The organism is Moorena sp. SIO3E8, assembly GCF_010692445.1.
In the GTDB taxonomy this organism is placed as follows: Bacteria; Cyanobacteriota; Cyanobacteriia; order Cyanobacteriales; family Coleofasciculaceae; genus Moorena; species Moorena bouillonii.
This window is the reverse complement of sequence record NZ_JAAHHM010000073.1, coordinates 1-21,793: the sequence shown is the minus strand read 5'-3', so window position 1 is coordinate 21,793 and position 21,793 is coordinate 1. Positions and strand designations below refer to the sequence as shown.

Sequence of the window (21,793 nt, the reverse complement as noted above, 5' to 3'; positions counted from 1 at the left end):
TTAGGAGATGCACCCCTTTTGCCTCTTGTATGCCTTTGTCGGCAATACGTGCGTTTACAACCTAGATACAAACGCTATAAATGAGATGTAGATATAAATCTTCCCTGAGCTTTTTTGGATCCGTAGCGTTCTAGCATCAGGACAAATACATATCCAAACAAAGCTGGCCATAATACCAGTAGGGTAAATTCTCGACCTAAGTTAAACGTCAGCCCTAAACAAATCAGAAATAATCCTAGGCGCAGGGTGGAAAATTGCTGTGCCCAGAGTCTACCCATAAAACTTGCCCAAGCCGCCATTAAAATCGCCGCACCCATTGGTCCCAAAATAGGACCAAAATTAAAAAATCCTTGTCCAATTAATCCAGTTGACACAGTAGCAAATACCCCTATACTATTATCAGCACCACCAAATCCCCGTAAGATGGCATATTCAATTCCAATCAGAGGTTTATTAGGCCATATTGCCCTAGGTATTATATTAGCTGCTTCTGCTAAATAGCGACCTCCGTACGTTAAATTTAGGCTTCCTTCTTGGTAAAAATAATTGATGTAACACAGCTCTTCTAGCATATTTAATCCCAAGTGCCCTTCTTCCTCTACTTCTTCTTGGAATTGCGGGGCAACATCTGGATTAAATAATTCATTAAAACCAATGTTACGATAAGTAATAATTAACGTCATCAATTCATTAATAGCCCAAAAAGTAGCCATGGTAATTAATGCCTTTTTCCAAAGCGGATCTCGGGAAAATAACGCATAGCTAAAATAGCCTGGCATAATCACTGCTAGAAGCTGGTTACGAGCTCCCAGAAAAATAAAATAGGGCAGTACAATCAATACAAGCAAAAGATTTAATGTCTTCAATTTACGGCCCATTGGGAGGGGCAAAAGCACGCCAAAAAATGCACAAACTAGGGTATAAACATAACCTGCGGAAGAAATAATAAATCCATTACCACCAGCAGCAGCAGCCCGACCCCACATTTGCCGTCCAGTACGAGCTGCAATTGGAAATAAAGCAGTGAAAATATCGCCGTTGAGACGGCTAACACCATATCCTAATAAACATAGCCAGACGAAGGCTAGAACCATTAAAAGTTGTTCAGGATTAAAGGCAGTAAATTTCCAAGCAGTATGGTAGTTTTTAAGGAAGCGGCGAGAAAGGGAAGGGATTAACAAGCGAAAAGTGATTAAAAAAGTAATTATTTGCCAATAAGAGTATTCTATTATTTCTGAAGGAAACTGAAGGAAGTTTTCAGGGGTGTAAATTAGTTCTATAAAATACCATGCTCCAACAGTTGCATACACCGCCAGGGCGGGAATACTCCAAGCTCGTTTGTCTTTGACTAAAAACGCTTCAATGACTAAGATAAAAAGTAGGCTTGAAGCCATTATATAAATAGGGACAAGGGCTTCGGGAAACCCTACAGAATCAGTCATTAATCAAAACTATAATAAAGGGAGTAGGGAGTAGGGAGTAGGGAGTAGGGAGTAGGGAGTAGGGAGTAGGGAGTAGGGAGTAGGGAGTAGGGAGTAGGGAGTAGGGAGTAGGGAGTAGGGAGTAGGGAGCAAAAATTCTCACAATTCATTTAGGTACCCTATATGTTGCAGATTTTGTTGGAGTTGGGACAAACTAAATTGAGAGAGATTTGTGGAGTTTTGAGCAAAATACTGCAATTGTTGAGGGTGATTAAGACACCATTGCAAGGTTTGAGAAATTGCTTCTCCTGAAACCTCTGGTAAGATCAAGCCATTCTCTTGATCTTTCACCACTTCTCCACAATATCGGGACACTATCAGGGGTAATTTCCAAGCTTGAGCTTCTAGTTGAGTTAAACCAAAGCCATCGGAAAGGGTAGGGAAGAGAAATACATCTGCTTGTTGATAATACTGGCTGGTGGCACTGCGGGGAACGGAACCAATCCAGCGCACATTTGGCAAGTTTTGTTGGGCTGGGGTGAGGGTAATCCCTAGGGATCCTACAATCTGAAATTCAATGGGTTCCTGTTGTAATAATCTAGCTGCTTCCAGCAGGGGAAAGATACCTTTACGTAGGATAACTTGTCCGAGGAACAGCACTCTGAGGGGACGCTGAGGGGAAAAGTGTTCCGGATAGGTGCGCACAAAGCCTTGAGATTGGGTAGGTGCTTGGTAAGCTAAGGGAATTACGGCAATTTTCTCTGAGGGTACCCCAACTTGTTGTAGGGCTTGGCTAGACCAGGTGGAGTTAACTACAATCCGGTCTGCTAGGTGACATTCTTTTTGCCAGTTAGTCCAATAGTCCGGGGGTGCTGGTTGCCAGGTTGATTGATAATGGGGATATTGGCGGTGGGCTTGGGCAACAATTTTTTCTTCGACAATTCCTGGATCTATTTGTCCGAGGACAGTGCGCCACCCTTGAGCTTTGGCAAATTGTAATAGATCTAAGGCTGCGTAGCTGTAAGTAAAGAGGATGGGAGGTTTATTAAATTTTGGAGCAATTTTTGCCAGATAGTTGACAGCGTTTTGTTGAAACCAGTGATTACGGGCAATAATTTGTTCCCAACCACGCACTTTTTGCAGACGTTGCTGGATTTCTAGCTGAATCAAGGAATTGGTAAAGGCGTGAGTGGATGCTTGAGCAAGATCTGGGTGGAAGCGATCGCGTAAACTGGTGAGTAGGTTTTTGGGTAGATAGTTGAGGGGAGATTGGGGGGTAATCCAGGCGTCTGTGATTAGGTGAGATAGGTTACCCTGTTGATGTAGGGATCTGGGGATTGCGTAATGTTCCCTTGCTCCGATTTGACAGCAGATCCACTGATGAGGTTGTTTAAACACAAATATATTGAGAGAAAAAGATTTATACCTGCAAAGTTAATTGTGATAATTTATTGATAATTAGACTAGAATGATTTCAATTTTGAATTCCACGCTTCAGCACCTCTTGGAGGAGTCCCAATCAGTTGAAAAGCCTCCATTTGTTTGTATCCCAATCTATTCACTATTTTCTTCAGCAAACTTTTCTGAGTATATTTCTCTAAAGAAAAGCTCGCTAGTAAATCATAATAGTTAGTTTTGATAAACCTAATCAGCTTATGTACATGGCTATCAGTACAATCATAAAACAGAATAATTCCGTCTTTTTTGAGTAAAAGTGTGGAATAATAAAAATCTATAAATACGTCTTCAAACAAATGGGAACCGTCAACATAAATAAGATCAAATTTTTATTGTGATTTTACTATTTGAGGCAAGCTTAAATAATAAAAATCTTCAATAAACCTAAATCGTTGACTTAGATTTTCTGCATCTAACACAGCCAAGGCACTATTTTTCCAAGATTTTTTCTGAAAAGGGTCTATGGCTGTATGCAGAAAGTTGTTATCTTTGTGAATTTCTTGAAGACTTGCCAGAATAGTTAGTGCACTTCCTCCATAAGCTAAGCCGATTTCTAGGGTTTTCTGGGGACGTTTAGCGAGAATAATTTCTCGGAGTACCTTGATATTGTTAATACTTGATAAACCTGACACAGGGATAGTGTTGTTATTTTGATCAATACTTTTCCCCGTTGCAATAATGTTATTGAGACTTGGGCAGAAGTCTAAATATGATAATTTCATGTTAATTCTTATATAGCAAACTAAATCTTTCTAGAGCATCTGAATCTGAATTTTTTGTGACCAAATTTCGTAGGCTTTATCGGTTAGATGCACACCATCTGTTGTCATTTCTTTTTTAAGTAAACCTTCATCATCAATAAATTCTGACCAAGAATCAATAATTTGAATATTAGATGATTGAGCAACACGAATCATTTCTTTACGCAGCTTCATAAGAATATCGTTGACTTCAGGTCTTCTTGTGGGAGGTGGAAGAGTCAAAATTATAGAAGATTGAGTTGAATTGATTAGTTTGCTAAGATCTAATATTGAATCTTCAATAGTTTGACGTTCATCGAGTATAGAAAATGCATCATTTGTACCTGCTGCAACAATAATCCATTTGGGTTGGTATATATTTGCTTTTTTAACTTGTGAAATAGTTTGTCGAATGGTGTATCCATTCCCAGCCAGATTCCGAGTGGTAAAATACCCAAGACCAACTCTAGGTCCCCAATGTCCACCTCCAGCTGCTAGTGAGTCACCACAAAATACAGCAGTAGCATTGCGTTGTTCAGATAGCCAATGTGACCATGTTTCTAGGATGGCATTGCGTGGATATTTGTTAATTGCTAAAGTCCCTAAAATTGGTGAAACTAAAATAAGTCCGAGCCAAGGAAATAAAATAATGCCATAGCCGAAAGGTTTTTTAGTCTTTTTTACAGGAGCCATGGGTGGTAATATAAGTGATAGTCTAACTCTGGATTTCTATTCTTGATAAATCGGGCGGGATTACCTGCCACAACGGTGTAGGGTTCCACATCTTTAGTGACTACTGATCCTGCACCAATTACTGCACCTTCTCCTATTTTTACTGAGGGGAAAATAATAGCTCGATAAGCAATCCAAACGCGATCGCCAATAATGACATCTCCACCTCGATCCGCAAAACTAGGGGATTGGGGGTCATGCCCTAAGGTTAAAATGGTTGCCTCCGGACCAATAGAAACATCGTTACCAGTGTGAATTTGATAATGGCGACCATCAAATAAACAACCAAAGTTAATTACGTTGCGATCGCCTAAATAGACTTTACGCCCGTTAAGAAAGCGACAGCCCATTTGAACCGATGTTTCCTTTCCTACCCTAGCTAAATATGCCTTGAGGTAAGCAATGCGGATTTTACGGGAGGGACAGTTACTAAGCCAATGGTTGTAGTGATAGTTGAGCAAACTACCTGCAATAATTTTAGGATTCACTGATTAGGACTTATAGGCAGATTTGTTTAAGTTTTTAAAACACTCAGAACAATTTGGGCATTTTCCTGCCAAGAATTATCCCGAAAATACTCTTCCCAGTAAGGTTTCAGCGGTGTTTCCAGCCATGACTTTAAGCCCTCGACAATCGCAGTTACACTATCAGGATCAACCCACAATCCCAGTTGATATTTTTGCACTACCTCTTTCAAAGATCCTTCTCCACTTGAAGCCAAGCAAAGTTTACGATGGTGGGTTGCCATACTTAACACACCGCTAGCAGAGTGAAAAGTCTGATCATAAGTCAATAAAACTAAATCACTCATGTCAAACAGATTGGGAATTTCCCCTTCGGGAATAAAACCAATCTGCCAGCGACAGCGATCTGCTACACCTAATTCCTCAGCTAGTTCTTGATAACGACGAGCAAGTTGCTGACTAGAAGACTGTTCTTTTCCCGCGACTACTAAATATACATCAGGGACACGAGACATTGCCTCAATTACCAGGTCAAGGTTTTTGTTCGGACGAATATGCCCAAAGGACAACATCACCTTAGCCTCTGGAGGTAAGTCAAGTAAGTTGCACATTTTTTCCCTAGATTGGGTTGCTTGGGGCAATTCATAAATACCGTGGGGAATTACGGTTGTGCGCAATTGAGGCATAGGGCGAACCGTATCTAAATCAATTGCTTCATGAACAAATGCCTCCCGCAGAAACGAATAGCCTGCTGCAATAGAGCAACGATGCCACCATTGAGGCCCCAGGACAAAATCTCGCACGGGATCATGGACTACTGCACCGAATACCACTCCCCGATTGGCTAATCGCCTCAGGCGATGTGCCCACAAAGGAGCAAGGTATTCCAGGTAAGAACCCATTAAGACGTGACAAAACCGATGTTCTTCAATAAAACGGATTAATCTAGCAATATTGCTGAGCAGATTATAGGAAAGATAGCCTGCTTTAAGAACCTTGGGCATTGGTTTATGCACCCCAGGACTTGCCGTGGTATCATCCAAAATCGGTACAATCTCATAGGCTTCTCCCCTACCTACAGGATAGTTGGGCGTAGTCAGTAACGTTACCTCTGCACCAGCAGATACAAGGGCATTAGCTTGGTAATGGGCATAGTCAGCTAGTCCTCCATAGCTGGCAGGAGAATAGTAAAGTAACTTCATCTTTAAATCTTATTCGGGGACAAAAGTTGCTGACAGAAATTTGCTGGTGAGAAGTATTGTTGAGCTTTTGCCCTTTTTCCTAGAGCAAGTTGAGTATATTCAGCTAAATTTTCTCCAAGGGTAATAATTGCTTGGGTTAGCTCTTGTGTACACTCATCCTCAATACCAATCCCACTACCAAACTCACTAACAATTTCTTCTAGCCAGCCCCCTTTAGTGTAAATCAGGGGAATTCCCAAACATACAGCCTCAATGGCTACGCGGGAAACACGAGCATGGTAAGAACTATTGCGATAGGGTAAAATCATGCAGTCGGTCTTGGTCAGTAAGGTCTGATAGTCATGGGATTGGAGAGGGCGATCAATTATTGTCACCTGGGGATGTTGGCGCAGTAGGGAACCAGGCTCACAGATACTGCCATCGGGTAAGCTAAAGGGTTCAACCCATTGAATACAGAATTGAACCGGAATGTCTTGCTGTTGACTCAAGAGTTGCTCAATCGCTGTTTTGAACATATCAGAACCCTTCTCATATCTCGCAAAACCGTAGCAAGCAAAGGTGGGGGCACTGGATGATTCTTGAGTTGATGATAATCTAATTGATAGTGGGCTAGATTCTGTTAACTGAGGTACAGGATGGGGAAAAAGCTGGAACGGTAAATTAGTTAGTTCCTCAAACTCCCGTTTTGCTCCCTTGGTTTCCACAGCCAAGGTAACTCTGCCTTGTTCCACTAGCTTCTGAAAACGGCGGAGTAAGAAACGTTGAATTCCCAGGAGAGGAGATGATGGTAAGATTGAGTTCTGAGTATTAGGATCCCAAATCCCCGGATTAGCCACAAAGAATAGGGTTAAATGCTGAGGTCTTTGAGGATGAAATGTCATAATCATCCACCAAGCCAGCAGATGATGTATCAAGACCGTAGGCACAAAAATATGCTCATAAGGGGGCTGTTTCCCTAGTAGGGGCACGAGAATAACTAAACATCGCCAACTATGAAGCAAAAAGCCATAATATCTCTCACCCGGTAACTTTTTTTTCTGGTTGTCTAGATATCGAGCGTAACGAAACAGGGGAAAAACGTTTAATTCTTGGCAAATTTCTGGAACGACATCGTGGTGAGCAGCAACCTGAACTTGCCATCCCTGGGCTTCCGCAGCTTGAGTAATGGTTTTGATATACTCAAACCAGTGGGCTTTGAGATCCCTGAGGGCTTCTTCAACAACTAGTAATGATTTTGTCATCTTTTAACCGCGATGCTACCTAAAGTTAAGTGTTTTCGCTTCGTCCAAGCTAAATCCTAATTCTTCAATCAGTAGCTTCTGCTTGAGAGTTAGCCAACCTGGCTGATAGCAATCTGATTAACTGTTGTGACTAAATTTTGTTGCCAATACATGATAGAAAGGAATCGATGCAATCCTAGTGCTTCCCTTACCCTGAGTGAAAAAGACCTACAACCTTTTCGCTTTGAGCATTCTTTGAGCCATTCCTTAGCGATTTCCATTGCTTCATGAGCAGTTGTGGCGTCATTTTGTAGTCGTGCCTTCAGATAAATATCTGAGTAGAGACGCATGAGACTTTCACAATGTTTTGCGGTTAGCGATCGCTGTTGTTGACTAAGAAACTCTATGTTAGCGGTAGTAATTGCCTTCATAGATTGAAACCATAAAGCCAGAACATCTGGCTGATTTCGGTTGTCTTCAATTTCTTGGCGATAGAGTGCACCAGCGCTAGCAGTATATGCTACCGAGAATGTAGAAGTAAGGCGAAACCAAAAGGCTGTGTCTTCACTCATATAACGGTCAAGCGCTTCAACCCAAATAAATGGTGTATGCAAAATATCTCGCCTAACTATTGCTGAATGCACTGCCCAGGAAGCAAAGGCAATTGCTCCATCAGGAAAGCCAGAAGCTGTTGAACCATAGCCAGCAGGTGCTTTCAAGGTGCGCTGTTGTGGATTTGAATTAGTATATTCTTGCCAATGTCCGGCAATGATAGCTGCGTCAGGATGATCCTCAACAGGCGACAATAAATTTTCTAAATGAGTCGATTCAATCGTGTCGTCAGCATCTAGAAATAAGACCCAGGTTCCTGTTGCATGCCTTAACCCCAGGTTGCGAGGTGCTCCAGGCCCACCTGTACGTTTAGGACATGAAATAAGATGGATTCTCGGGTCACAATATTTTTGGACGATTTCTAAGCCGTTATCTGTAGAGTTATTATCTACGACCCACAGTTCCCAATCAGTAATGGTTTGTGCAAGGACAGAGTTGATCGCTGCACCTATATAAGGGGCTTTATTGTAAAGAGGGACAATAATACTGACATCAGGCATAGTTTCAAAAACTGAATTAGCTTCATTTACCAGTTTTGTTATAATCTTGACATCTTTAAATAAAAACCAAATCGCTAATTGCCTTACAAAAAGCTTCTTGAATTACTAATGGATTAAACTGTTTTTGAGCAGCCAGGCAAGTCTGCTTAGCATAATGCTTGCGGAACTCAGCAGTTCTCTGGAGTTTTTCAAGGGCTGAAACTAATTCAGCTGGATTTTCGCTCGTCACACAGATGGCCTTATTACCTTCCTTAGCCCAACGCACCGCCGAAGCATACTCTGGTCCCCAAACAACAATCGGTTTACCAAATTGCACATACTCAAGTAGTTTGGAAGGAAAACTCGTTTCCATGCGCCGCCTCATCGCAGGATCAAAACTCATGGTCACCAAACAAGCATCGGCTGAACTTAGCCACTGGTTCAACTCAGATCTGGGTGCAAAGTCTAGCCACAAACCGCGCTCTCGCATTTCCTTTTGAACATCTGCCGACCAATTAGGGTTTTTTCCCCGAAGCTGTACCTGTAAACTAGGATGATCTTTAACTCCCTGCAACAACTCCCCTAACATTGGGCCATATTCATAGAGATTTCCAGAATACACAACTCGCAAGGGACGAGATTTATCGACTATGGAATGATTAAATCTTAGTTCAGATGGTAGAGAAGCTGGAATGGGATAAAGAATTTGACTATTGGGATGCGAACCTAAAGCTTTTTGCATTCCTTCACTGACGCAAAGTACCAAGTCTGAGCTATCATGAAGCTGCTGGAAACGCCGTGCGATTAGTTGCCGAAAGGGGGCATGGACAATAGGTAAATCTGGCCACCAGTCATGGAAAATAGTTACTAGGGGCAAGCCATATTTTTTTGCAAAGCGCAAAGCCGCCCAGCAGCCATCACCATGAGCAACAGTGAGCACAATTGCTTTTTGGCTTGATAGCTGGTGATCATGGCACAGGGGATCCCAACTGCGACCATGAGTGAGAACATTTAAATTGTTGCTCCAGGTATAAAATCGAGTGCGATTCAACCTTTTTGCTAATCTTGTTAACAAGTCTTGGGGATTGGGCACCACTGAAACCTTCCACCCATCTAGCTGACTTAGATGGCGGTGCAGTATAATTTCTCCTGCACTAGTTGGCGCAGGTGGTACGGAGGAGATGACAATAATTTCATATGTACCAGTAGTAATTAATCTAGATTCAGCGGTAGTCATCATTTTCATCGAGCCAGCTCTTGAAGCTCGTCAATGTTAGGAGTATCTTGCGATTGACGACAAACACGGTTCACACGATCAACAAACAGGGCGTGTATTTTCTCAGCATTGAGAACGGTTTCTGCTGCGTTACGCGCTCCCCCAGAGGCAGCTTGCCATGTATCAAGATTAGAGGCAGCATCAATCATCGCCTTAACCAAAGCTACCGGGTCATCCTCCGAAACAGCTATCCCAGCACGGTGCTGATGGGCAAACTGATAAGCTGTTGAATAGTCTGGTGCCCACACGAAAACAGGTTTGCCATAGGGAACATAATCCAACCACTTGGTTGTAAAACTGGTTTTCATGAATGGCTCTTCTGCTTTCTCAAAGCTCATCACCGTCAGAAAAGCATCTGCCTGTTGAAAGTCTGACTTTAATTGTTCAAACGGCTTAAATCCCTTGTAAATGCCAGCCTCAGTCATCTCCTTGACTTTTTCCAAAGGCCAATCATTACCAGCAGCAAAGATTTGTAAATGAATATCACTTCGCTCTTTTACAGTATTTGCCAAGCGCAGTAGCATACGGCCATAAGCACCGTAGCAGTTTCCTGCATATACAATTTGAATAGGGGTTTGGGGCTTTGGCTTTACAACATGAATGCTGAAGGTACTAAAATCACCAACGGGATAGAGAACATCTCCTCGACGATCTTGTCCAAACCAGTTGCCCATACCTTCACTGGTATAAAAAGATTGAGCAGCTTTCCGATTCAGCATTCGGTATCGATTTACTAAAAACGGAACTAACCAAGGGAAAGGACGTATCTTGTCAGGAACAAACTGGGACAGACAAAACAGATCCTGGAAGTTTACCACCAGAGGAACATTAAGCCGCGTGGCAATTTGCCATGCTAAGCCCATGTGCCAATCTTCAATAACACAGACTACGACATCAGGGCGAAATTCTTGGGCAAACTGCATCAATGGCTGTGGTACCATTATCCAGTTTTGGAGATACTCAAGGTTATATAGCAATCGCGATAATCGAGTGCGACGTAGTCTCTCAATAAGACGATTTTTACGGATAACGAAACGTCTTTCAATGGGAGAATCTCCAGCTGTTGTACCTGCCACTGCCACTTCAAAGTCTTGTTTCAGTACTAGGTGGCGGTACATCGCAAATCTTCCCCCTGATGTTGTATCAGGTACGACGGCAGAAATGTATAACACTCTTTTTTTTATGCTAGCTACAATCATTTTAAACAACTCTAAACAAGTAAATTTGACCCAATGTTTTTTATTGATTTTTGCAGCGGATTTAAAGACCAGTAAAACCTCCAGTATAAAGGCAGCCTTTAAAGATAATTCATAATCCCATATCTACCCTTGTTTTTATGGGGCCATACAGAAAGATTTTGGTGTTGAATACCTAGAAAATTGCCTAACCTATACAAATCATCTGGGTTACCAACTTTTAGGCAAAGCAAGCGTTCTGAGTCCCTGAAGAAATCTTTCACGCTTTTATTATGCTCGTTATATCTTTGTATAAAACTTTCTAAGTTGGTAATTTCAGTTTTTTTATTACCCAAAATAAGCCACATATTTCGACCAATTTTCGCCACCTTGACTGGATACCGCTCGGACAAAATGAATTTAGCGTCAGGATATTTCTCTGAGAGATATGGGTAAATAAACATAAACGGATAATCTTGAAAAGCATCGTACTATTCAAGTATTGGTTCTAGTAAGGCAGACTGAACAAAAAAGTTATCCAGGTTAAAGTTAAACGGGTCATTATTAATTTACCAGTAGGGTCCGTGGAAAGTCTTAAGACCTAGATCCTCAAACGTTGCGCCTAGAGTAGTAGTCCCCGTCTTAAACATTCCAATACAAAAAATTTTCATTTTTGGAAGTGTATGATTATTTACTATTATGATAGTTTTTAATTAAATGGATAATATCTTCAATATTTTTATTTGTAAGATAAATATTAGGCTCAGCACCCAAGTTATGTCTTTGATGACCCACAGCAATATGATGTATATGATTAAGTGATTTTGACATCTGGTAATAACAGCGACGTAGAATAGAAGGCTCAAAAAGCTCGATAACTTTTGCTCCAGTCGGCGCGTATAGCATATTAGTTAGTCCAGCACCATGAGGACCAATAATCCATTCAGCTTGAGAAAACAGTTTGATTTGCTCTTCTAATGCAAGTTTTTCGGCCTGCACTAGTTTAAATCCAAGTGGTTCGAGTCTTTCCATCAGTTCGCGTTCATTCACTATACGACGGCATCTAGCAGCAGAACGTGACACATATAGTCGTAACGACGGGATTGTGACAGTACCAATACCTGAGCGCTGCAGCATCTGATTACGAACCCACTGTAAAGCTTCTGGATCGTGATCCCCAGTCATGGCAACTGGAGGCATAAAGTATAAATTTTCAAGTTTTAGCGGAATCTTTCCATCGAACTCATAACACAAGCTAAGTGGAATGTTCATGAGTTCGAGGCTCTTACGCTTCCAGAAAGGAGGATTTTTATGAATAATGAAACGAGTGTCAGAAGGTAAGAGGTCTTGTACTTTGTAAAGGCGAGGTAAGATGTCACAAAACCAATGATAATATCCCCATGAAAAATAAAGTATCATTGAAAACCAATTACCTTTCAAGGGCTTACAAAATAATGTTCGCCAATTGCGTAATAATTGATACTCAGTAATTGCTTCATCCCACCAATAAGTATCACGCAAAAATTGACCATTTTTTTTCTGGATAAAGCCTTCTGCACTGTAAATTATAGAATTACGAAATTTATTTAATGATCTTGGCTTGAGCGGAACTTGATATTGACCTTTACTCCAATATATTTCTTTACCTGCAATATCTTTAATTGGAAAGACAATACCTTTACTATTGTAAGAGTGTGTTGCCAAAGTCTTTAGAATCAAAGGACTATTCAAGTTTATATGAAGCATTATAGAGTTTATTATGATTCAAGGACTTCACGATAGTTTACGTAAAAAATTAAGTGAGGATAAAGTAGTTGCTATCGTAACACAATCTTCCAGTTTTTTCCTCAATAAATTCTTGGCTAAAAATATGAAGTAAAATACTTGCCCTTCACGAGTTAATTTGTTTTTTCCACAGAAGTGAAGAAAATTGATTCTTTCTGTTCTACACTGTTTTGATAAAGTTCCTAGCTTTCGATATTGTCGGACGTAATCCCGAAATGAGTCTTGAAAATATGACTTATTTTCCTTAGAAAAATCATACTCGAAAGCAGTATGCGTCCATCCTTTTTCTTTATTCTGTACCTCTAAAAGTAGCTGTGCATGAGCCTTTGCCAGTTTCTCTTCAATGGTAAGATTGCCATATGTCAGCTCTATTGACGACATTATAGCTTTGAAGGGAACTCTAAAGAGGAAGGGGGAATGGGTTGACCTTGCTGCACGGTTTCCATCACAAGCACTGTAGGTTAAAGCACGAATCATAGAACCAAAATCAAATGCACATATATTGTGTTCTCTTGATAGCTCATAGCATAGAATCTTCGCTCCTCCTCCTAGTGAAAGAAAAAGAGTATCCAATTCATTAGCCTCGATGAATTCTTTGAGATCCTGCTTGATTAAATCTAAATTTGCATCTAGTTGTCGGCCATCTTCTCTAACCTGATGAAAGAAAATACTTGCTGAATTAGGCCAAAAAGGTTGTGCTGCTATTTGCCATTCACGATCACTGCTCAAGTTTTTCAACAACGAAGCTTCTGCGCCAGCAATCCCGACTCGTCTGTTTTGGCAATACGCCTTAAACTCATATTCCATCCAGGTGAGTAAGATATAGGAAGTCTCACGATTCGAGTTTCGATATAAATTAGGGGAACGATTATGCTTCCACAAAGGTATCCACTGCTCCATCGGGTACAGACGTTCATGGAAGTCTACATAATCACCTTTTTCAAATCCTTCTTGAAAGCGTCTTGCATACTTAGGCCCAAGTCCAGGATTGCCTTGAGGTAATGTTCCGCTTGGGATTCCTTCCCCAAATTCAACCTGATTTAATCTACCTTCTTGAAATGCTAGTAAGTAAGCTAAATCCATATCCCCCAAACGCAAGAAGCAAAAAGGTCTACTCCTAGTCATAAGCTGAGAGATTTGATGAGCTGCTTTTTTTCTCTCTTCTAAATTGGTAGGTTTAGGCCCAAGAGGAGATTCAGATAAAGGTGGTGGAGTATCGGACAGCAATTCTTGATAGAATGATGACAGCATACAAAATACATCTATTAAAAATTTAACTCACTATCATTGGTTGATTGACCTTTAATTTTTAAGGCTGCTTTGCAAACTGGATTTAGTATAATATCCATCTCACTAAAATCTTGAAGTTTTAGAATACCAAGATTAGGAGAGTTATTTTTTAAGATAAATTCTCTAGAAAATTTTACGATGCCGATAACCGACACCAATTTTCTTGACCTTCTGCAAAATCAGCAATACCACTTAAGACATCATAAATTTTAGTTTGTGGTGTCCAATCCCACACACTAGCCGCTTTTTGAGAATTTAACACCATCCAGGGAATATCAAAAGGTCGCTCGGTGTTAGTTTTTATTACCTCATTGTAACCAAAGCGATCTTCACACCACTGACTTAGTAACTTTAACGACATACTATTGGCAACTCCACCACTGACATTAATGATTCTTGGTTTATCTGTTGAGAGTGGTTCAGCAAACTGTTTTTCTAGCAGGGGTATTAAATCGTTAGGATGCAAACAATCCCTTACCTGATAGCCATTACCGCCAAAACCGATATACTTTAGCGATCGCTTTTCCCGAAAGCTATGAATCCAAAAAGCAAAAATCCCCTGTCCTGGATGACCAAACTGCCCTGCCCCTGCCAACACACCACAGCGATTAATCCAAACTGGAAAACCAAAAGTTAATCCATATTCCAGTGCCAGTGTTTCTGATGCCAGCTTTGTCGAACCATACAACGAAATCGGTGGAGCCGTTGAAAATGCTTCACTAATCCCCTGCTCACTCAATCCTACTGGCCAACTAGACGAGTCAGCTAAACAAGGCCGAAAAGCCCGGTCATGCACCTCTACCTTTAATTGTGCCAATGGTGGAATTGAATATACCCGGCTGGTTGAGAGCAGTATGAAACCTGCATTCCAACGTTTGCACGCCTCCAGCAAGTTAATTGTGCCACCCAGATTATGCTCAATCAGTTGACGACTACTCGATTGACCATCGACCCCTGCCAATACACTAGGGTTCGCCGCACAATCAATCACCCAGTCAAAGGGACCCAAAGCTTCCAAGTCACTGGCATTACGAATATCACCATGAACCACCTTCACCCCTTGCTTAGTCAAAATCTCACGATTAAGCCAAGAGCCTGACCGAGATAGGTTGTCAATACCCGTAATGGCTAAATCTGCTTTATGGTCAAGTAACGCCTTAGTCAGGGTACTGCCCACAAAGCCACAAATTCCTGTAATAAAAAGTTTCATAAAATTCCTTAAACTGTTAAACTGCCACCTGGCTACTCTGCAACTTCCAATAGCCTGCATAGCGCTCACCTTGATGCAGAAGTGACTTATGGGTACCGTGCTCCACAACCTCTCCCCGCTCTAGCACTAAGATTTGATCAGCCTCAGCAATGGTCGAAAGTCGGTGTGCCACAAAAATCACTGTTCGTTCTTTCTGGAACTGTTCCAATGCCTGCTGAATCAACTCTTTCTGCTGTTTGAACTTGGCAATTTAGGATGCCATAGTTTATGTTTTAAACTCACCTGCAATTCTCCAGTTAGCAGCCCTTTGGCTAGGTTCGTAGTGATTGCCTTAAGCGTCAGGAGCAAAAGCTGCTTATATAACTTCATTAGCTCTGGCATAGCCATAGTTGCGATTGAACTATTCGGAAAGACTGGATAGTTTCGCTGAATGCCAAATCCTAAGTAGTTGAAAAGGTCTGGACTAGGGTTATCGATAAACCCAGCATTGACCAGATTTTGCTCTCCATGGCCAAGATATTCATCTTTAATTTGCTCGACCTGGAACTGAAAACTATTTCGAACATGATGTCTGTCTTTAAACGGGCGTGCTCGATGAATACCATGCAAATCAAAGATGATGAGGTCGCCCTTCTTTATTTCAAAGGTTCTGATATCCTGCTGATAGTGCGTCTGAACCCAGCGATCGCTGATCTAAATTTGATCGTCATACTTTGATGACCAAAGGTGGGAACCCTCAATATACTGAAACGGGCTTAAATTTGGCTCGGAAAGATATATAATAAATACCAGACCTTGCATCTCGTGCTTACGCAAAAACTGACTACCTAGCAGCAGATTATTGTCTGTGTGCCAGGGCATATAAAACCCTCGACGGGTCTGAGAGAACCTGTGATTTATCAGCTGATATCCTGCTTGGAAATAAGCATTACAAACATCTAAAACCTGTTGAGACGTAATCAAATCGTAGGCTCGCTTCGATTTGGCCAGGCAATGGCTCAAAAACTTCTGATTTCCTGAACAAACCACACCTAGGTCATTTTTATTGATCAGAATCTCATCAAAGTCGATTTCTTCTAAGAGCCGGTCAGCCTCTATCTTATCTAATGCACTTTCTGCGAAGTAATAGCCCTTTTCCCTAATAGAGCTGACAATTTCAGCAGTGGAAGTAATATTGAGAGTGTTCGAAGACATAACCATACACCAGAAATGTTGAATCTATTTCACGTCTGTACCTACATTTAGATACCTGACTGGGTGATCAGCAACCTGGTGAACTTGGTAGGGTGTGGGGTGTGGGCGAACGGGTGATTAGAAAAATGATAAGAAAAATAGAGGAGCTGAGGCGTTGCTTAATAATAGAATGATTTTAAGAGTTTTGTGGAATGGGCATCTTGCCTGTTCCTGGAGGTGCGACCCGTTCGCGCACCTTGAGCGAATTAAATTCTTAATGGGTCAAGCGCACCGGATATTTTCGGGCGGGCAGGATGCCCCTTACAAGGGTAGGTTTTTTACAAAGGGGCGAGTACGTACTTTTATTGTCTTGATGATTTTTAACGACAAATTAAGTACATTTTATTATACCGTTTCTTATAGCTATGAGGTACACAGGATTTTTTACCTCTTGCCTCTTACCTGCTCCCTGCTCCCTGCTCCCTGCTCCCTAAAAGCCAGAACGAAAGTACCTCATGACTATGATAATTGCTATATACCCCACACCCCACACCCCACACCCCACACCTGAGGTCAAAGTTAAAAACCTACCCTTATCAGCAACTCCCGACTCCCGATTCCCGACTGCCGACCCAAATGTAAAAAACCTACCCTTGTAAGCTCTCCACTCCCTGATCAATTTTAGGGTCAAGAATCAAACAGCAGTGCCTCAAGCTAATGCCTTAAACTGCCACCTGACTACTTTGCAACTTCCAATAGCCTGCATAGCGCTCACCTTGATGCAGAAGCGACTTATGGGTACCCTGCTCCACAACCTCTCCCCGCTCTAGCACTAAGATTTGGTCAGCCTCAGCAATGGTCGAAAGTCGGTGTGCCACAACAATCACTGTTCGTTCCTTCTGGAACTGTTCCAATGCCTGCTGAATCAACTTCTCTGATTCACTATCTAAGGCACTGGTTGCCTCATCCAAGATTAAAATCTCTGGCTGCTTAATTAATGCCCGTGCCAGAGCCAATCGTTGCCGCTGTCCACCCGAGAGTTTATAGCCCCGCTCACCCACAACCGTTTCGTACCCATCAGGCAAGGCTAAAATAAACTTGTGGGCTTGGGCTGCTTTCGCTGCTTCCACCACCTCATCCAAGCTTGCTGACGGACGACCGTAACGCAAATTTTCTAAAATACTGTCATTAAAAATAAACGTATCTTGACTGACCACCCCGATCTGTTGCCGCCAGTCTTCCAAGCAATAGTCTGCTAGAGGACGACCATTGACTAGAATATGTCCTGCCGTCGGTTGATACAGTCCGATGAACAAATCTATAATCGAAGACTTACCTGCCCCCGACTCCCCGACTAAGGCAGTTACTTGATGTCGGGGCAGAGTAAAGGTGAGATTCTTGAGGGCAAACGTATCATCGTTAGTATAGGAAAGGCTTACAGACTTAAACTCAATATCTTCCCTTAGCCGTGTAAACTGCTCCGTGCCCGAGTGCTCAAATACCTTATCCCGCTGGTCTAAAATTGTCTCTAACCGTACCATCCGGGCGCTGTTATCCACAAAAGCTGTAATTGTGTTTGAAGTTGCTCTCAAGCGCCCCGATAACCGTTGCAAGGCCAGCAAAAAGGTCAACAACAGGGGTAGGATTGTCGCCTTACCCCCTTCAAATAGTACTGCGGAAGCCGCCAAAATTCCCAGGGCTACCATGGGCAAAGTCTCTAAAATTGGCTCCGGCAGGTAAAAGACCAATGCCCGCTTTTTTAGTTGTTTCTCGATTTTACCTAATATCTGATTTGCCCCCGTTAGTGTCTGTGGCTGGGTACCAAAGGTATGCAACAACCTCAAGGCCTGGATGCTCTGAGTAATATACTTAGCCGACTCCACCTGGCTTGCGGTCACCCGCTTTACCACTCGTCGTAATCGGGGAATCAGCTTGTACTGCACATAAGCCACCGCCAGGATCAGCACCGTTGCCGCCCCTGCCAAGATTGGGGATAGACGCACGATAATAACCAGGTACACCAAGGAGAATGACACACTCACCACCAGATTGTTGAATTGTGTGATATTTTGATCGACTGCGAAAGCCGCATCATTGGTAAAAAGTACTAGGTCACCGACCTTATAGCGGCTGACACAGCCATAGCTAAAGGTCATAATCCGTTCAAACACTTTCCCCGTCACATAGGGCTGTGCTTTGGCCGATAGGTAAGCTGTGGATACCTTATTGAGATAGTTACTCAGACTTAAGCCGATTTGCAGCACCACTGCCCCAAAGATTAATACTAAAAACATTTGCTCTGGTGGCAAAGGCAGAATCAATGCAAGGGTTTTAGCTATGGTTGGATTGGTTGGTGTGTCTGTTCCAGGGTCATCAGTCCCGGTTAGGTAACCCACGGCCAGATAAATAACACCTAGGGTGCTGCCCTCTAGGACGGCACTGACGAGATTGGTAAACAGGTTCATCCCAATCAGCCACCAGTTTTTCCGGGCTGTCTCCCCGACCAGACGATAAGCTGGCGAGCGGAAATTAGGAATGAGTTTTTTCAGTTTTGTCACAATAGATATAGCAATTCTACGACTTGTGAGGTAAAAATTTCGGGTTTTTAGGGAGCAGGGAGCAGGGAGCAGGGAGCAGGGAACAGCGGATCTGGGAACAGGGAACAGGTAAAAAATAATGTGTACCTCATAGCTACGATAAACGCTATATATAGCGTTTTAAAATCAGATATCAAACTAGAATTGATGGGAACAGGGAACAGGGAACAGGGAACAGGGAAACAGAGGGAGGTGTAGGGAAATGCTTCCATGCAAAAGGCAACAGACAAGAGATAATCAGGATTTTTTCCCTACTCCCTACTCCCTACTCCCTACTCCCTACTCCCTACTCCCTACTCCCTACTCCCTACTCCCTACTCCCTACTCCCTGCTCCCTACTCCCCAGAACTATGTACTTAACAAAATCCCAAACTGCTATATACTCAAACGGTTACTGCTGATTTAGCCAAACGAGCTTGCCAAGATTCCACAATTTGCTGAATTGTTTCTTCCAAGGAAACGGAAATATCCCAACTAGGGTAATGCTCACGCATCTTACTCAAATCGGAGTAATAACAGATATGATCGCCAATCCGATTATCTTGTAGATAGGTATAGTGCATCGCTTTACCACTATACTTCTCTGCCAGCTTAAACGCTTCGAGAATTGAACAGCTATTGCCTTTTCCGCCACCGATGTTATAAACTTCTGCTATTCGAGGTGCTTCGATAAAAGCGTGAATAAACCGCGACACATCCAGAGAGTGGATATTATCCCGTACTTGCTTACCCTTGTAGCCAAAAATCTTGTATTCCCGACCTTCGAGATTACACTTGACCAGATAACTTAGGAAACCGTGGAGTTCCACACCGGAATGATTTGGTCCGGTCAGACAACCACCCCGTAAACAAGCTGTGGGCATGTTAAAGTAGCGACCATATTCCTGCACTATCACATCAGCAGCAACTTTGGATGCGCCAAACAAAGAGTGCTTTGATTGATCGATGCTAAAGGTTTCAGGAATACCGTTGGTGTAAGCCGGGTCGTCATAATCCCAACGAGTGTCTAGTTCCTTAAGCTGAATAGTATTGGGGCGATCGCCATACACTTTATTGGTAGACATGTGTACAAAGGGCGACTCTGGACAAGATTGCCTCGCAGCTTCTAGCAAGTTCAACGTCCCCACTGCGTTGGTATCAAAGTCAGCGAAAGGAATTGCTGCGGCGCGGTCGTGAGAAGGCTGGGCTGCTGTATGTACAATCGCGTCTGGCTTGAGCTGCGCCATTAGGTCTAAAATACCTTTGCGATCGCGTATATCGAATTCATGATGAACAAAATCTTGAATTGTCTCTTCCAACCGTTGCTGATTCCAGCGTGTATCCCCTTGGGAACCGAAGAAAACAGCCCGTTGATTATTATCAATACCGTGAATTTGCCAACCTTGTTGAGCAAAGTAACTACAAACTTCAGACCCAATCAATCCTGAGGAGCCTGTTACCAGTAATTTTTTCATAGAAAAGCTTAATTTTTTAGGTAAATAATTTAGACTGAAACTATAGTGTTTCTCATAGTAATGAGGTACACATAATTTTTTCCCTATTCCCGACTCCCGACTCCCGACTCCCTACTCCCGACTCCCGACTCCCGACTCCCTAAAACCATAGACACAACATCTCCCCATTACTCCCTTTCCTGGCGTTGACATAAAAACCTTAGAAAAGTAGTATGGGGAGAGACTGAGATCAACAGGACCATCGAAGCCCACTCCTAAACGTAAGTATCTAGATAGTAATAGCTAGATACTATTTAATTTTAGTTTAGTAGTTTAGTTAATTAAGGTGTAGGTAGCCCCGATTTAAATGTTGATATTTTTTCTAAAGCAATTCGGAAAATAAGCCCTTATTTAGGATCCAATTATTTATTCTTAATAATCGATAGCTTTCCGGAAAATTATGTTACTTGGTAGAAAACGTTTAATCCTTAATTTACGTTTAGTGAATAATTATGGGCTGATATAGCGTTTTTTATAGCTATGAGATACACAGGATTTTTTACCTCTTGCCTCTTGCCTCTTGCCTCTTGCCTATTATCTGCTCCCTGCTCCGAGGCTCCCTGCTCCCTTTGTCAAAGTGTTTATTTAGCATAACAAGTACGGAATAGCCAAACTTTTGCCTAAATCTTGCTAGTATTATATGAGAAAGAAGTTTTTGATTACTATGGCTTAGCAATAAGGGAGACTCTAACAACATCAATCCCCGCAATAGCATCCCTAATTTTCCCCGGGAACTATAAACATCCTCCTCTGACAAAATATGTCGCCCCACTAGTTGTGCATAAACTCGCACCACCAAGTCCGACTTAATCTTCTGCCAAATTAATGGGGGTAGAGGAGTTGCTAACAAGTCATGAGTTAGACATAGTCCAAACAAAAGTAGTCGTTTTCCTCCCCAAGCAGTGGCACGGGCTAAAACCTTGTCCCAATCTAGATTAGGATAGGCGCGGATCACCTCAGCAATATCACAAACTTTCGATAATTCTTTTTGATGATGATGGGCATCTTTTGCTACCTGAACACACAACACCACTAGCAAGTCTTCCCATGCCAGATGCTCTACGGTCTGGTCCATCAGTTGGATCGGCTGTTTGTGCTGCCACAAGGCTTTAAAATCAAGGCGAAACGGAAAATAGGGTTGAGTCAGATTACGATGTACATCAAGGTTAACTAGAGTCCCCTCATGGACATAATTTTGCGACCAGGAAAAGCTGAAGCTACCCAAATGATACCCTAAAGTCCTCAAAACCCCTTTAATTGATTCAAAATCCTGTTCCCTAACTGAGGGGGCGACGAAATAAGCTAAAATGCAGATTCTATAAGCAACCTAGCCCTTATACCTCGTTGATAATACTTTCGTTTATTAGGATTGAGTCTCATTAATTCGGTTACTAATTCTAGACAACAATCCTTAAACTTTACCCAGGTTTGACCATATAAACCAATGTAAAAACTGCTATGTCTCC

At 42.2% G+C, this 21,793-nt stretch carries 24 protein-coding genes and 2 pseudogenes; 2 read left to right on the top strand and 24 right to left on the bottom strand.

Going from position 1 to position 21,793, the window contains the following annotated elements:
• Positions 1 to 74: 74 nt before the first annotated feature.
• The 19 genes and pseudogenes from F6K46_RS25150 to F6K46_RS25065 all read right to left on the bottom strand — a co-directional run bounded on the left by F6K46_RS25150 (position 75) and on the right by F6K46_RS25065 (position 16,258).
• A complete protein-coding gene (locus F6K46_RS25150) occupies positions 75 to 1,442 on the bottom strand; it encodes a hypothetical protein (protein ID WP_293062152.1) in 1,368 nt (455 codons plus the stop codon).
• The gene (locus F6K46_RS25145) at positions 1,435 to 1,584 is read right to left on the bottom strand and encodes a hypothetical protein (RefSeq protein ID WP_293062150.1); all 150 of its coding nucleotides are present in this window, start codon (positions 1,582 to 1,584) and stop codon (positions 1,435 to 1,437) included. Before F6K46_RS25145 ends, F6K46_RS25150 begins: the two co-directional genes overlap by 8 nt.
• Positions 1,581 to 2,819, bottom strand: a complete 1,239-nt coding sequence (locus F6K46_RS25140; RefSeq protein WP_293062148.1) for a glycosyltransferase family 4 protein — start codon at positions 2,817 to 2,819, stop codon at positions 1,581 to 1,583. The genes F6K46_RS25145 and F6K46_RS25140 overlap by 4 nt, the downstream gene beginning before the upstream one ends.
• 389 nt (positions 2,820 to 3,208) lie before the next feature.
• Positions 3,209 to 3,601 (bottom strand): hypothetical protein, encoded by a 393-nt coding sequence (locus F6K46_RS25135; protein WP_293062146.1) that lies wholly within the window; start codon positions 3,599 to 3,601, stop codon positions 3,209 to 3,211.
• 30 nt (positions 3,602 to 3,631) lie between these two features.
• Positions 3,632 to 4,312, bottom strand: coding sequence for a GDSL-type esterase/lipase family protein (locus F6K46_RS25130; RefSeq protein ID WP_293062144.1), 681 nt, complete (start codon positions 4,310 to 4,312; stop codon positions 3,632 to 3,634).
• Positions 4,300 to 4,839 carry an acyltransferase gene (locus F6K46_RS40250; RefSeq protein WP_366510761.1) on the bottom strand — a complete coding sequence of 180 codons (540 nt, stop codon included), beginning with the start codon at positions 4,837 to 4,839 and terminating at the stop codon, positions 4,300 to 4,302. The genes F6K46_RS25130 and F6K46_RS40250 overlap by 13 nt, the downstream gene beginning before the upstream one ends.
• A gap of 26 nt (positions 4,840 to 4,865) precedes the next feature.
• Positions 4,866 to 6,017, bottom strand: coding sequence for a glycosyltransferase (locus tag F6K46_RS25120; RefSeq protein WP_293062140.1), 1,152 nt, complete (start codon positions 6,015 to 6,017; stop codon positions 4,866 to 4,868).
• A gap of 2 nt (positions 6,018 to 6,019) precedes the next feature.
• A complete protein-coding gene (locus F6K46_RS25115) occupies positions 6,020 to 7,258 on the bottom strand; it encodes a glycosyltransferase (protein WP_293062138.1) in 1,239 nt (412 codons plus the stop codon).
• Between the two features lie 89 nt (positions 7,259 to 7,347).
• The gene (locus tag F6K46_RS25110; protein ID WP_293062137.1) at positions 7,348 to 8,349 is read right to left on the bottom strand and encodes a glycosyltransferase family 2 protein; all 1,002 of its coding nucleotides are present in this window, start codon (positions 8,347 to 8,349) and stop codon (positions 7,348 to 7,350) included.
• A gap of 55 nt (positions 8,350 to 8,404) precedes the next feature.
• A complete protein-coding gene (locus F6K46_RS25105; RefSeq protein WP_293062136.1) occupies positions 8,405 to 9,574 on the bottom strand; it encodes a glycosyltransferase in 1,170 nt (389 codons plus the stop codon).
• Positions 9,571 to 10,776 carry a glycosyltransferase gene (locus F6K46_RS25100; RefSeq protein ID WP_293062135.1) on the bottom strand — a complete coding sequence of 402 codons (1,206 nt, stop codon included), beginning with the start codon at positions 10,774 to 10,776 and terminating at the stop codon, positions 9,571 to 9,573. The genes F6K46_RS25105 and F6K46_RS25100 overlap by 4 nt, the downstream gene beginning before the upstream one ends.
• 125 nt (positions 10,777 to 10,901) lie before the next feature.
• Positions 10,902 to 11,168 carry a hypothetical protein gene (locus F6K46_RS25095; protein ID WP_293117461.1) on the bottom strand — a complete coding sequence of 89 codons (267 nt, stop codon included), beginning with the start codon at positions 11,166 to 11,168 and terminating at the stop codon, positions 10,902 to 10,904.
• An 18-nt stretch (positions 11,169 to 11,186) separates the two neighbouring features.
• Positions 11,187 to 11,450: pseudogene (locus F6K46_RS40245) on the bottom strand (sulfotransferase); the annotation flags it as partial.
• A 16-nt stretch (positions 11,451 to 11,466) separates the two neighbouring features.
• Positions 11,467 to 12,483 carry a glycosyltransferase family 61 protein gene (locus F6K46_RS25090; RefSeq protein ID WP_293062134.1) on the bottom strand — a complete coding sequence of 339 codons (1,017 nt, stop codon included), beginning with the start codon at positions 12,481 to 12,483 and terminating at the stop codon, positions 11,467 to 11,469.
• 69 nt (positions 12,484 to 12,552) lie between these two features.
• Entirely contained in the window at positions 12,553 to 13,815 is a 1,263-nt protein-coding gene (locus F6K46_RS25085) for a hypothetical protein (RefSeq protein ID WP_293062133.1), read from the bottom strand.
• A gap of 172 nt (positions 13,816 to 13,987) precedes the next feature.
• Positions 13,988 to 15,064, bottom strand: coding sequence for an NAD-dependent epimerase/dehydratase family protein (locus F6K46_RS25080; protein WP_293062131.1), 1,077 nt, complete (start codon positions 15,062 to 15,064; stop codon positions 13,988 to 13,990).
• Between the two features lie 16 nt (positions 15,065 to 15,080).
• Positions 15,081 to 15,287, bottom strand: coding sequence for a hypothetical protein (locus F6K46_RS25075; protein WP_293062129.1), 207 nt, complete (start codon positions 15,285 to 15,287; stop codon positions 15,081 to 15,083).
• Positions 15,284 to 15,673, bottom strand: a complete 390-nt coding sequence (locus F6K46_RS25070; protein ID WP_293062127.1) for a hypothetical protein — start codon at positions 15,671 to 15,673, stop codon at positions 15,284 to 15,286. The genes F6K46_RS25075 and F6K46_RS25070 overlap by 4 nt, the downstream gene beginning before the upstream one ends.
• An 84-nt stretch (positions 15,674 to 15,757) precedes the next feature.
• Positions 15,758 to 16,258, bottom strand: coding sequence for a hypothetical protein (locus F6K46_RS25065; protein WP_293062125.1), 501 nt, complete (start codon positions 16,256 to 16,258; stop codon positions 15,758 to 15,760).
• A 500-nt stretch (positions 16,259 to 16,758) separates the two neighbouring features.
• Here F6K46_RS25065 and F6K46_RS25060 point away from each other — a divergent pair, with 500 nt between their 5' ends.
• Positions 16,759 to 16,896, top strand: coding sequence for a hypothetical protein (locus F6K46_RS25060; RefSeq protein WP_293117458.1), 138 nt, complete (start codon positions 16,759 to 16,761; stop codon positions 16,894 to 16,896).
• A gap of 63 nt (positions 16,897 to 16,959) precedes the next feature.
• Here F6K46_RS25060 and F6K46_RS25055 read toward each other — a convergent pair whose 3' ends face one another.
• Both F6K46_RS25055 and F6K46_RS25050 read right to left on the bottom strand, forming a co-directional pair.
• Entirely contained in the window at positions 16,960 to 18,795 is a 1,836-nt protein-coding gene (locus F6K46_RS25055; protein WP_293062121.1) for an ABC transporter ATP-binding protein, read from the bottom strand.
• A 47-nt stretch (positions 18,796 to 18,842) separates the two neighbouring features.
• Entirely contained in the window at positions 18,843 to 19,046 is a 204-nt protein-coding gene (locus tag F6K46_RS25050) for a hypothetical protein (protein WP_293117455.1), read from the bottom strand.
• Between F6K46_RS25050 and F6K46_RS25045 the strand changes: the two genes are divergently transcribed.
• Positions 19,037 to 19,240 carry a hypothetical protein gene (locus tag F6K46_RS25045; protein WP_293062117.1) on the top strand — a complete coding sequence of 68 codons (204 nt, stop codon included), beginning with the start codon at positions 19,037 to 19,039 and terminating at the stop codon, positions 19,238 to 19,240. The genes F6K46_RS25050 and F6K46_RS25045 overlap by 10 nt on opposite strands.
• Here the strand turns inward: F6K46_RS25045 and F6K46_RS25040 are convergent.
• The 3 genes and pseudogenes from F6K46_RS25040 to F6K46_RS25030 form a co-directional block, all read right to left on the bottom strand.
• Positions 19,218 to 20,288: an NAD-dependent epimerase/dehydratase family protein gene (locus F6K46_RS25040; protein WP_293062115.1), complete on the bottom strand. Its 1,071-nt coding sequence runs from the start codon at positions 20,286 to 20,288 to the stop codon at positions 19,218 to 19,220. The two genes, F6K46_RS25045 and F6K46_RS25040, sit on opposite strands and share 23 nt — an antisense overlap.
• A gap of 538 nt (positions 20,289 to 20,826) precedes the next feature.
• Positions 20,827 to 21,636: a nucleotidyltransferase family protein gene (locus tag F6K46_RS25035; protein ID WP_293062197.1), complete on the bottom strand. Its 810-nt coding sequence runs from the start codon at positions 21,634 to 21,636 to the stop codon at positions 20,827 to 20,829.
• Positions 21,630 to 21,793, bottom strand: a pseudogene (locus F6K46_RS25030) (IS4 family transposase); the annotation flags it as partial. The pseudogene F6K46_RS25030 and the gene F6K46_RS25035, both read right to left, overlap by 7 nt.